At 66.8% G+C, this 11,978-nt stretch carries 8 protein-coding genes and 1 tRNA gene; 7 read left to right on the top strand and 2 right to left on the bottom strand.

Annotated features, from left to right (window positions below):
• Positions 1-1,011, top strand: coding sequence for a polysaccharide deacetylase family protein (locus tag SOM26_RS16345; protein WP_320453774.1), 1,011 nt, complete (start codon positions 1-3; stop codon positions 1,009-1,011).
• 43 nt (positions 1,012-1,054) lie between these two features.
• Here SOM26_RS16345 and SOM26_RS16340 read toward each other — a convergent pair whose 3' ends face one another.
• Positions 1,055-2,101 carry a mannose-1-phosphate guanylyltransferase/mannose-6-phosphate isomerase gene (locus SOM26_RS16340; protein WP_320453773.1) on the bottom strand — a complete coding sequence of 349 codons (1,047 nt, stop codon included), beginning with the start codon at positions 2,099-2,101 and terminating at the stop codon, positions 1,055-1,057.
• Between the two features lie 167 nt (positions 2,102-2,268).
• Between SOM26_RS16340 and SOM26_RS16335 the strand changes: the two genes are divergently transcribed.
• From SOM26_RS16335 to SOM26_RS16310, 6 genes are all read left to right on the top strand, one after another.
• Entirely contained in the window at positions 2,269-3,657 is a 1,389-nt protein-coding gene (locus SOM26_RS16335; RefSeq protein WP_320453772.1) for a TIGR03013 family XrtA/PEP-CTERM system glycosyltransferase, read from the top strand.
• Between the two features lie 65 nt (positions 3,658-3,722).
• A complete protein-coding gene (locus tag SOM26_RS16330; protein WP_320453771.1) occupies positions 3,723-5,669 on the top strand; it encodes a tetratricopeptide repeat protein in 1,947 nt (648 codons plus the stop codon).
• A gap of 49 nt (positions 5,670-5,718) precedes the next feature.
• Positions 5,719-6,540 carry an ATP-binding protein gene (locus tag SOM26_RS16325; RefSeq protein WP_320453770.1) on the top strand — a complete coding sequence of 274 codons (822 nt, stop codon included), beginning with the start codon at positions 5,719-5,721 and terminating at the stop codon, positions 6,538-6,540.
• 114 nt (positions 6,541-6,654) lie between these two features.
• Positions 6,655-6,731: transfer RNA gene (locus SOM26_RS16320), tRNA-Pro, on the top strand.
• Positions 6,732-6,878: 147 nt separating this feature from the next.
• Entirely contained in the window at positions 6,879-8,096 is a 1,218-nt protein-coding gene (locus SOM26_RS16315) for an FAD-dependent monooxygenase (protein WP_320453769.1), read from the top strand.
• Complete coding sequence (locus SOM26_RS16310; RefSeq protein WP_320453768.1) at positions 8,093-8,587, top strand: DUF427 domain-containing protein; 495 nt, start codon at positions 8,093-8,095, stop codon at positions 8,585-8,587. Before SOM26_RS16315 ends, SOM26_RS16310 begins: the two co-directional genes overlap by 4 nt.
• A gap of 58 nt (positions 8,588-8,645) precedes the next feature.
• Here the strand turns inward: SOM26_RS16310 and SOM26_RS16305 are convergent, their stop codons facing one another.
• On the bottom strand, positions 8,646-11,789 hold the full coding sequence (locus SOM26_RS16305) for a TonB-dependent receptor (RefSeq protein ID WP_320453767.1): 3,144 nt from the start codon (positions 11,787-11,789) through the stop codon (positions 8,646-8,648).
• Positions 11,790-11,978: the final 189 nt, after the last annotated feature.

Raw genomic sequence — 11,978 nt, 5'->3', positions numbered from 1 at the left:
GTGGCTATCCCGCTCCGTCCCTGGCGTCACGCCGCCGCCACGCCCGACGAGCGCATCGACTGGCCCGTCGATTTCGGCCGCCGGTTCCTGGTGTTCGTCGATGTCGAGGAGGAGTTCGACTGGTCTGCCCCGCTTGATCGGCGGCACCGCTCCACCAAGGCGATGCGGGCGTTCGCGCCCGCGCACCGGCGTTTCGCGGCGGCGGGGGTCGGCCTGACCTGTATGGTCGACTATCCGGTGGCGGTCGATCGGACGGCGGTCGCGACGCTGTCCGAATGTCTTGAGGACGGGCGATCGGAAATCGGCGCGCAGCTGCACGCCTGGGTCACGCCGCCGCATCATGAGGTGGTGGACGCCTTTACCAGCCATGCAGGCAACCTGCCCTTGGCGCTGGAAGCCGCCAAGCTCGATACGCTGACCCAGGCGATCACGACGTCCTTCGGCAAGCCGCCCCGCAGTTTTCGGTCGGGTCGCTACGGCCTGGGGCCGTCCTCGCTCGCGCTTCTGGCGGAGCGGGGATACCGGATCGACAGCTCGATGCGGGCGCTGCATGATTATGGCGATACCGGCGGCATGGATTTCAGCGCGATCGACGCCCAGGCGTTTCGCCGCGACGGCATGATCGAGCTGCCGTTGACCAGCGTCTACACCGGGCTGCTGCGCGAGGGAGGCAGTTCGCTCTACGCACGGGCGGGGCGGTGGCCGCGCGGACGCGGTGCGCTGGCACGACTGGGGTTGCTCAACCGTATTCCGCTGACGCCCGAAGGGGTGGGGATCGGCGATGCGCTGGTCGGGATCGACCGCGCGCTGGCGGATGGCTGCCGACTACTGACCTTTTCGTTTCACTCGCCGACGCTCGAGCCGGGGCATACGCCCTATGTCCGTACGGCGCGCGACCGGGAGATGTTCGATCGCTGGTGGGACAGCGTGTTCGAACGGCTGGCGCGCCACGGCGTGACCGCGACGACGATCGGCGAGGTCTTGGCGACCGCTGATCGGATGACCGGCTGACAGGTTCGACCGGGCCGCAATCCCTGCGGCCCGGTCGTCGTGATCACTGACGCTTCATCGCCTCGATCAGCTTCTTGACGTCCTGGCTCCGGCCGCGCGGCAGGATCAGGATGTCGTCGCCGCTGGCCACCACGATCAGGTCCTGGACATCAACCGCCGCGACGCGAACGCGGTCGGTGCGGATCAGGCAGTTCTTGGTATCGATCGCCAGCACTTCGCCGCGATGCGCGTTGCCGAAACCGTCAAGTTCGCTGATCGCGTGCAGCGCGTCCCAACTGCCGACGTCGTTCCAGCCCATGGCGACGGGGACGACTGCGACGCGCTCCGCCCTCTCCATGACCGCATAGTCGATCGAGTCGGACGGACATGCGGCAAAGGCGACCTCGTCGGGCCAGATCCGCTTGCCGTCCCGCTTGGCCTCCCGCACGGCCTTTTCGGCGGCGATCAGCATTTCGGGGGCGTGTTGACCCAGCTCCTCGAGATAGCGGTCGGCGCGGAACAGGAAAATACCGCCGTTCCAGGCATAATCCCCGCGCGCCAGCATCGCCTCGGCGCGCTCCAGCCGGGGCTTCTCGACGAACCGCGCAACCTGATGCACCCCGGCGGCGAGTTCGCGTCCGACCTGAATCCAGCCATAACCGGTTTCCGGCTTGTCCGGTGCGATGCCGAACGTCGCCAGCCATCCTTCCGACACCATCGGCAAGGCGGCGCGGATCGCCGCATGGAATGCGTCCAGATCGGCGATCACATGGTCGGACGGCATGACCAGCAGCACGTCTTCGGGGTTGGCGATCAGCGCGGCGAGCGCGATGGCGGGCGCGGTGTTGCGTGCCACGGGCTCCAGGATCAGCGCCTGGGGCGGGGTTCCCGCATCGACCAGCTGACCTTCGACCAGATCGGCGTGACGCTGGCCGGCAACCACGATTGGTGCGGCAAAGTCGTTGGAGTTGGTCCGCTGCGCCGTCAGCTGCAGCATGGTTTCGTCCGACGTCAATGCCAGCAGCTGCTTCGGCATTTCCGGCTTCGACATCGGCCAGAGACGCGTGCCGGAACCACCGGACAGGATGACCGGCACGATTTGATTATGCATGAATGCCCCTTCGTTATGCCGCACCGAACCGATAGTAGCCCGTCGCTGCGGCGGTTGTAACGCACGAAAACGCATTTCTTCATGCTTCGTTTGTCATTCTTTGCAAAAATTGAGACAGTTTGGGGCAAAGGCCTCGGCAAGGCCTCTGGGGATTACACGCTGGCTAGATGATCCGCCTGTTCAAACATTATGTCCCCCATGCGGCGCTGTTGCTCGGGCTGGTCGATTTTCTGCTGTTGATGCTGGCCGCCGAGCTGGGCTGGCTCGTACGTGCCCGGCAGATCGGTTTTCCGGCGGGTTCAATCGTCGAGCGTCTGCCGCAGGTGCTCAGCTTCGCCATCCCGCTTCAGGTGGCGTTGCTGGCGGTTGGGGCCTATTCGGCGGCGTCGTTCCTGTCGTTGCGCTTTGCCGCAGCGCGGCTGATGGTGGCGATCTCGATGGGCGTCATTCTCCTGTCGCTGATCTTCTTTTTCTTTCCCAACCTGTCCTATTGGCGATCGAGTCTTTTCTTCTCGATGATCCTCGCGATCGTCATGCTGGTCGTCATGCGCAGCCTGCTCGGCGGCTTGTTCGGCGGCGACCGTTTCAAGCGGCGCGTGGTCGTGATGGGGGCGGGCGAACGCGCGGCCCAGATCGTCGCGCTGGCGTCGCGGCCAGGTTCGAACTTCCTGGTCGCCGGGGCGATCGCCATGAACCCGCAGGAAGTCGAAGTGTCCGACGCCATCCCGCGCGACGCCATCCCCAGCCTGCGCGGCTTCGTCATCGACCGTGAGGCGAGCGAGGTCGTGCTGGCAATTCAGGAACGACGCAATGCATTGCCTTATCAAGACCTGTTGCGGGTTCGCACGACGGGCGTGAATGTATCGGAACTGTCGAGCTTTCTGGAACGGCAGACGGGGCGCATCGACCTGGCCTCGGTCAGCCATAGCTGGCTGATCTTTTCCGAGGGCTTTTCGTCGGGGCGGATGTGGTCGGCGCTGTTCAAGCGCGCCTTCGACGTTTCGGTCAGCTTGATCCTGCTGGTCGTCGCGGTTCCGATCATCGCCTTGACCGCCATCGCCATCAAGTTGGAATCGCCGGGCCCCGCCTTTTACCGTCAGCGTCGTATCGGATTGTTCAACGAGCCGTTCGACATTCTGAAGCTGCGTTCGATGCGTCAGGATGCCGAGGTTGCGGGGCAGGCCGTCTGGGCCGAAAAGGATGATCCCCGCATTACCCGGATCGGCCGCTTCATCCGCAAGGTACGGATCGACGAACTGCCTCAGGTTTGGTCGGTCTTGGCGGGCGAGATGAGCTTTGTCGGGCCGCGTCCCGAACGCCCGCAATTCGTCGCACAGCTCGAGCAGGAGATTCCCTTCTATGCCGAGCGGCACATGGTCAAACCCGGTATTACCGGCTGGGCCCAGCTCAACTATCCCTATGGTGCGTCGATCGACGATGCGCGGCAGAAGCTGGAATATGACCTCTACTACGCCAAGAATTATTCGCCTTTCCTAGACGCGCTGATCCTGTTGCAGACGTTGCGCGTGATCCTCTGGCCTTCGGGTGCCCGTTGAGCGGCACGTCGGGGACGGGAACACCCTATCGCGGACGCGATCGGCGAAAATCACATCCCTATCCGATGATGCGGCGCAAGCGGCGCGTCTGGCGACGCCGCACGATCCGGCGACGAATTCGGATCGTGATGGTCCTGCTCGTCATCGCGCTGGCGATGGGCGGGCTGCTCCTATTGCTTCGTGGCGGAAAGCCGCCGGTCGATCCGGTGCTGGCGATGCGGCGCGCCACGACCGCGCTGGAGGTCGGCAATTATCACGCCGCGCACGATCAGGCGCGACAGGCGGCGGTCGCCGCGCCGAGGTCGGGGCGGGTGCAGCTGATGCTCGCGCGGACCAGCCTGTTGCTGGGTGACGCGATCACCGCCGAGGCGGCACTGGACCGCGCGCTGGCGGATGGCGTTCCCCTGTCCGCGACGCTGGCCGACCGGGTCGAGGCCCGATTGCTGCTCGACAATCTGGAGGGGGCACAGGACGCCGTCGACCAGATGCCCACCCAACGCGACGCCGCGATGACCCGCGCCGCCGCGCAACTCGCCGCGGCTGAGGGTGGCGGCGGCGCGGCGCTGCGGCAAAGCCTGGAGCAACTCGTCGTCCGATTTCCGAACGACGCGCGCGCCTGGGCCGATCTGGGTCGTAGTCGCTTTGGTGCGGGCGACATGGACGGAGCATCGCGGGCGGCGGCCCGTGCCGCTCGCCTTGCGCCCGCCGATCCCATCGCGCTGACCCTGCGGGGTGAGGTGGTGCGCGCCCGCTATGGCCTGGCGGCGGGCCTTCCCTGGTTCGAGGCGGCGCTGGGGCGCGATGCCTATTACCATCCCGCGCTGATCCAATATGCCGCGACGCTGGGCGATCTTGGCCGTGCCAGCGAAGCCCTGGCCGCGACCCGCATGGCCCTGGTGTCCGAGCCGGGCAGTCCCGAAGCCTATTATCTCCAGGCCGTCATCGCCGCACGGGCCGGGCGGTTCGCCCTGGCGCAACAGGCGTTGGAACTGACCGGCGGTGCCTTGAACGCAAGGCCGTCGGTGGCGCTGCTGGAGGGGGCACTCGCCTATGCCCAGGGGCGCCCGCAACGCGCGCTGCGGGCGTGGGGGCGGCTGGTCGCGATGCAGCCGATGAACGTCGCCGCGCGGCAGTTGCTGGCGGCGGCGCAGGTCGCGGCGGGGGATCGCCCGGCGGCGCTGGTCACGCTTCGCCCGATATTGTCGCGAGCCGATGCCGATGGTTACGCGCTGCGGCTCGCCGCCCTGGCGGCGGGGCCCGACAATGGCGCGCTGCTCGACCGGGTGGCGTCGGGTCGTCGTGGCGATGCCGCGATCTTCCTTGCCGATCGCCCCGTCATCGACCTGGCCATTGCCGCCGACGATGCACCGACCGACCCGACCTATGCCCTGGGCCTGATCCGTGGTCTGGTGAGCAGCGGCAACAGGGCCGGGGCGCTTCAGTGGGCACAGTCGCTGGTGCGGGCGAGCCCCGGTGCTCCGGCGGCACAGATGGCCTATGGTGACATGCTGGCGACGGGCGGCCGTATCGCCGAAGCGGTGGTCCCCTATGCCCGTGCGGCCGACCTGACCTTCGACGAGCCGACGATGCTGCGCCTGACCGACGCCTATCAGCGGACCGGTCGTGCGCGTGACGCCGCCGTCAGCCTGGGGCTTTACCTCTCGCAAAATCCACAAGGCATTGCCGCGCGTCGCCTGTTAGCGCGGTGGCAGCTTGCCGCCGGGCAGTGGGATGCCGCGATCGAAACGCTGGAGGGATTGCGCAATCAGCTTGGCCTGCGCGACGTTGCATTGTTGCACGGTCTGGCGATCGCCTATGCCCGCTCCGGCGACGGCGTCGTCGCGCGGCGATACGGCGCGGCGGCGTATCGGCTGGCCCCGATGAATGCCGGGGTCGCCGACGCCTATGGCCAGGCGTTGGCGGCCGATGGCGAGAAGGACGGCGCGCAGCAGTTGTTCGACAAGGTGCACGCGCTTCGACCTGATTTCACGCCCTCCGCCACACCCCGCTGAGGTCGCTCCTCGCTTGGCAGGGCGGTTGGTGTCGCTTACCAGCGGCGTCATGACCGATCCCGCCACGCCGCTGCTCGACCGTATCGCCGCCGCCCTGGAGCGTCTGGCCCCGCCGCCGCCGCCCTCCGCCGACGTGCTGGCGCATCCGGCGTATCTTTGGCGGGACGGGGCCTTGCGGGCGGCACGGGGTTTTGCGCCGATCCCGCTCGACCTGCTCAAGGGATTGGAGCGGCAATCCGAGGCGCTGTTGACGAACCTGTTCCGGCTGGCCGACGGACATGCGGCGCAGGACGTGCTGCTATGGGGAGCGCGGGGCACGGGCAAGTCGGCGCTCGTCAAGGCGAGTGTCGCCGCCGTGCAGGCTGACCGTCCCGGTCGCCTGGCGCTGGTATCGGTCGATGCGCTCGACAGCCTGCCGGAACTGTTCGCGACGCTGGAGCGGGTCGACCGGGCCTTTGCCGTGTTCATCGACGATCTGGGGTTCGAGGGGGCAGGGGAGGCCCGCAAGCTGCGCTCGTTGCTGGATGGCGGCGCGGAGGCGCGCCCCGCGCATGTCCGCCTGCTGGTCACCGCCAATCGCCGCCACCTGCTGCCCCGTGACCTCAGCGAGCAGGACAGCGCGATCAACCCCCGCGACGTCGTCGACGATCAACTGGCGCTGGCCGACCGGTTCGGCTTGAGCCTGGGTTTCCATACGCTCGACCAGGACGGCTATCTGGCCATCGTCCGTGGCTATGCCGAGCGGTACGACCTGCCGTTTGATGGCGCCGAGGCGGTGAACTGGGCGACGCGCCGGGGCAGCCGATCGGGGCGCGTGGCCTGGCAGTATGTGGTCGATCTGGCCGGTCGTTTGGGACGGGCGCTGCAATAATTTTGCGGGCGGAATAAAAACCGCTTGCGCCGATCCGAACCGCTGGGTATTGGCGCGCCTCCAGCACGGATCGGCCTTCCCGAACGGCCCTAGAAAACGATCCGTACTCCTAGTCGGGGAGTAGCTCAGCCTGGTAGAGCACTGCCTTCGGGAGGCAGGGGCCGGAGGTTCGAATCCTCTCTCCCCGACCATTCACTTGCCCTTGTAATCACCTCCGAAAGGAGGGACCAAGCCCTTCGGGGCTTTTGGCTTATTCCGGTGTCACTCCGGTGCGCCTATCCCTTCTCGGTCACTTTTGCGTCCTGTCGCGTTATGCCACGCGAAAAGGAGACGCCGTCATGTCCAACAGGGTTCTGATCACCGGCGCGAGCATTGCTGGCAACACGCTGGCCTGGTGGCTGGGCCGTGCGGGGTTCGACGTGACGGTCCTCGAACGCGCGGCGGGCTTTCGCGACGGTGGCCAGAATGTCGATATCCGGGGCGTCGGACGCGCGGTTCTGCGCGACATGGGGCTGGAAGACGAAGCGCTGGCGGCGGGAACCGGGGAAGAGGGCACCGCCTGGATCGACGGGGAGGGGCGAATCAAGGCGCAGTTCCTGACCGATGAGATGGGGCGCGACGGTCCCACGGCGGAGATGGAGGTGCTGCGCGGTGATCTGGCACGGCTGTTGTACGACCGGGCGAAGGACCATGCCCGCTATCGTTTCGGCGATCACGTCACCACGGTCACCGAGACAAGCGGCGCGGTGGAGGTCGCCCTGGCGAGCGGCGCGACCGAGACGTTCGATACGATCCTCATCGCCGAGGGTGTCGGTGCGGCCACCCGGGAACTGGTTTTCCCAGGCGAGAACCGGCCGCGCTGGATGGACATGACGATGGCCTATTTCACCATCCCGCGTGTCGCCGACGATGATCGCCTCTGGCGCTGGTATCACACGACCGGCGGGCGGAGCATCTCGCTGCGTCCCGACCGGCACGGTACGACCCGCGCAATGCTGTGTGTCCAGAAGCCGCCCGAGGGCGAGCAGGCATGGGATCGGGAGCGGCAAAAGGCCTGGCTGCGCCAAACCTTCGCCGATGCCGGGTGGCAGGCGGACCGTGTCCTGGTGGGCATGGAGGACAGCGCTGATTTCTATTTCGACGTGCTGCGACAGGTGAAGATGCCGCGATGGGCGTGCGGACGGGTGGCGCTGTGCGGCGATGCGGCCTGGTGCGTGACCCCGCTTGGTGGTGTCGGTGCGACGCTGGCGGTCACGGGCGCGCGGGTGCTGGCGGGGGAGATGATCCGGTCGAACGATCCCGACCAGGCGTTCATCGCCTATGAACGCGCGATGCGGCCCATGGTCGAGAAAGCGCAGGGCATCCCGCGCATCGTCCCACGACTGGCCAACCCGCATAGCCGATGGGGCATCCGCATCCTGCACGGGGTGCTGGGGCTGGCGAGCACGGGCCCGGTCATGGCGGCGTCGGGCAAGCTTTTCGGCGGCGGCGATGCGAAGGAACCCGATGTGTCGCGCTATCGACCGCCCGCGTTCATGCGGGAGGTGAACCGGTGAGGCCCGAGCCCGATCCCGTCGCGCCGGGCCAGGAAAGCGTCTGGGACTATCCGCGCCCCGCCATTGCCGAGCCGACCCGCCGTCATGTCCGGATCGAGCATCGCGGGATCGTCATTGCCGAAACCCGCCGACCCGTCCGCACGCTGGAGACGAGCCATCCACCCAGCTGGTACATCCCGCCCGACGACGTGACGCAGCGGGTGCTGCGCCGATCTGATCGCCGGTCCTTTTGCGAATGGAAGGGCGAGGCGATCTATTGGCATGTCGATCTGGGCGGCACGGTGCTGCGCGACGTGGCGTGGAGCTATCCCAACCCTACACCCGCCTTTGCCGCGCTTCGCGACCATCTGGCCTTCTACGCGGCTCCCTTCGATCGGTGCACGGTCGATGGCGAGGTCGTCCGGCCGCAGCCGGGCGGCTTCTACGGCGGCTGGATCACGGCCGATCTGGCGGGGCCGTTCAAGGGCGTCCCCGGCAGCGTGGGCTGGTGACCAAAGAAAGGGCCCCGGCTTTCGCCAGGGCCCGGAGGGGGAACCGTGAAGGGATGGTTTAGAAGGTGCCGCGCAGACCGACCAGGAACTGACGGCCCGGCTTGTACTGGGTGAAGGTCGCGTTCTCGAACTGGAAGTAGGACCGCAGCGTCGCGTTGGTGAAGTTGGCGACGTTGATGGTCAGCTGCGGTGCGCCCTTGATCCCCAGCAGCTTGTCGAGGTCGAACGCCGACGAGAAGTCGTAGGTGGTATAGTCGGTGCCGTACAGCGCGGCGGCGGGGATGCCGTTCTGCGCCGTGCCGCTATTCTGTGCGCCCTGACGCGAGGTCGTGGCGACGCGCAGCATCACGCCGTTCTTCTCGTAATAGCCGGTGATGTTGTAGGTGAAGGGCGCCACGCCGAACGCGATGGCCGGGCCGTCGCTGCGCTGGTCGACGATGGTGGCGTTGGCGTTGAAGCCGAAGCCGGTGATGCCGATCGCACGGGTCAGGAAGTCGAGCGGCTGGACCCACTGGAATTCCAGGCCGTTGATGGTCAGCTTGTTGGGCACGTTGACCTGCGAGGTGACCTGCACCTGCGCCTGGTTCGGGCCGCCGCGCGCATTGATCGCGATCTGCTGCGTCGAGTTCAGCGTGTCGTAGGTGATGCCGTACTGCGCCAGGTTGGTGAAGGGCACCGTGCTGATCGCGGTGGTGGTGAAGCCCTCCAGCGACTTGCGGAACGCGTTGAAGCTGATCACGCCCTCGCGGCCCGTATAATATTCGAAGCCGAGGTCGAGATTGGTCGACAGATAGGGTGCCAGCGCCGGGTTGCCGATCGTCGCCTGGTCCGCCGAGGGCGCACCGAAGTTCACGCCGGGCAGCTGCGCGGAAGGGTCGGGACGGGTCATCGTCCGCGATCCCGCCACGCGGACCACCGCATGTTCGCCAATGTCATAGGCGAAGGTCGCGGCGGGCAGCCATTCGGAATAGACGTTCCGGGTGGTCGCGATGTTCACGATGCTGGGATAGCGCGCGCCGTCGGGCAGCGACGCGCCGCTCGCGGTGGTGTTGCGCGGATCGGGCAGCGAGACACGGCCCGAGATCGTCTGGATCGTGTTGACGTAGCGCACGCCCACGTTGAAGCGCAGCGTGTTGCCGCCCAGTTCCTGCGATCCGTTGATCGTGGCGAAGGCCGACTTCACGACCTCGCGGATGAAGCCCGCGCTGGCGCCGGTGTTTGCGCCGCCATTCTCGGGGGCATTGTCGTGGAAGAACTGATAGTTGCTGGCCTTGGCGAAGGCGGGCCAGTTTACCGTGACGAACCCGGCGGGCCCCGGCACCAGATAGCTGGAGGCCAGGTTGGCGGGGATCAGCGACCCGCCATAGCTGACCGGGCCGCTCAGCCCGCTGGTGAAGCCGGTGCCATAGCCGGGATAGGTCGGATAGCCCGCCGGGGCGGCGCCCGGCGCGTTCAGGCCCGCGCAGGGCGGCTGGGTGTTGGGCGAGGGGACGGCGACGTTCGGATTGTTGCCGCACACCGCATTCTGCCAATATTGGCTGTTGTCGAAACCGCGGATCTGGCGCGAGGTGTCGTCATACGCACCGCCGACCTTCAGGTTGAGCGCGGTATCGCCCCAGGTCAGATCGCCGCGCAGCCCCTTGTTGCTGTTGAGGCGGCGTTCGTCCTGCAGGTTGACACGGCTGCCCGCGTTCCAGCCGAAATTCTTCGGATCGTTCAGGTCGAGCGCACTGGTGATCGTCGGGATGCCGCCATTGTTGGTGAAGGTGACGGTATTGCCGACGCCCAGCGGCGTGGTCATGCCGACGGTCGGGCTTTCGCGGTGGAAGGTCGACCGGGCATAATTGCCCTGGAAGTTCAGCTTCAGCTTGTCGTCGATCTGCCATTCGCCACCGGGATTGACGCTCCAGAGATGCGTCGTCTCGGTATAGGGGCGGAATTCGTTGAAGAATTGCGCATTGGCGAAGGTGCCACCGGTCACGGTGCAGCCGTTGCTGCAATCCGACTTGTCGAAGGTCAGGTTGGTCGGGATGATCGCGCCGTTGCGCACGATCCACGCCATGTTCTCGCGCGTCAGCTCGTTCTTCTTATAGCCGTAAAGACCGTCGACATAGAGGTGCAGCGTGTCGGTCGGGCGATATTCGGCGCTGACGATCGCGTTCACGCGGTCGCGGGGCCCACGGATGCTGGTGACGCGGCCCAGGCGCGGCAGCAGGCCGTTGTCGATCTGCTGGATGGTGGCGCCGGGATTGTTGGCAAGCAGGAAGTTACGGTCGATGACGGTGCCCGCAACGAGCCCGCCGCCAGCACCCGCCGGCACCGTCGTCGGGATCGTCCAGTTGCCGCCACCGGTGCTGTTGCAACCGCTGGTCGCGCCGCACTGCGCGGCGGTCAGCGCCGGGTTGGTATAGCCGATCGTCTCGAACCCGCGCGTATCGGTGAAGATGCGCTGCGCCGAGACGCCCGCCAGGATGCCGAAGGTTTCATTGCGCCAGCTGCCGATCAGCGAGCCGCGCGCACCGATGCGGTCTTCCGGCGTCTGCTTGGTGCCCTGGATGTTATAGGCGAGGAACGGGCCGTTACGGTCGAAAGGCCGGGCCGAGCGTAGGTCGATATTGCCCGCCGCGCCACCTTCGAGCAGGTCGGCGGTGTAGCTCTTGTTCACGGTCAGCTTGGTGAACAGGTCGGTCGGGAAGAAGCTGAGGTCGACCGAGCGGTCGGTCCCTTGCGCGTCGGTCGAACCCGACGAGGCGACCGCGATCGGCGCGCCGTTCAGCGTGACGTTGGTGAAGTTCGAGCCCAGGCCACGAATGGCGACGTTGGTGCCCTCGCCGGTCACGTCGCGGGTAATGGTGACACCCGGAATGCGGTTGAAGGATTCCGCGATGTTCGTGTCGGGGAACTTGCCGATATCCTCGGCGAAGATCGAGTCGGTGAAGCCGGTCGAAGCGCGCTTGGCGTTGGTCGACTTCGCAAGGCTCGAACGATAGCCGGTGACGACGATGTCCTCGGCCGACGTGCCTTGGGTGTCCAGCTGCGGGGCGGCGCGCTCGGCCGGGCCGTTGTCCTGGCCATTGGCGGGCACCTGTTCCTGCGGCGGCGGCACGGCCTGCGCCAGGGCGGCAGAGGCATTCATCGCACCGATCGCGGTCGCGCACAGCAGGGCGACACGGCACAGGCGGACTGGGGGCACGGACTTCATCGCAAATCCTCTCTGTGGGTCCGCTGCCGTTCGTCGCGACATACGGGGTAATCTGTTGAAAGTCGGTCGGGTGGTCGAGGTTCAGGCGGCGGTTTCATCCGGCCGGGCGCCAGGCATGGGCGTCCGGTCGGCCGCAGGCGGAACACCGGGAATGGCCGGGCGAATGACCTTGGAAACCAATCTTCATCC

Origin of the sequence: Sphingomonas sp. CFBP8993, assembly GCF_034044895.1 — a bacterium.
Classification (GTDB): Bacteria; Pseudomonadota; Alphaproteobacteria; order Sphingomonadales; family Sphingomonadaceae; genus Sphingomonas.
Note: the sequence above shows the minus strand (reverse complement) of the source record. Positions and strands in the feature narration are given on the sequence as shown.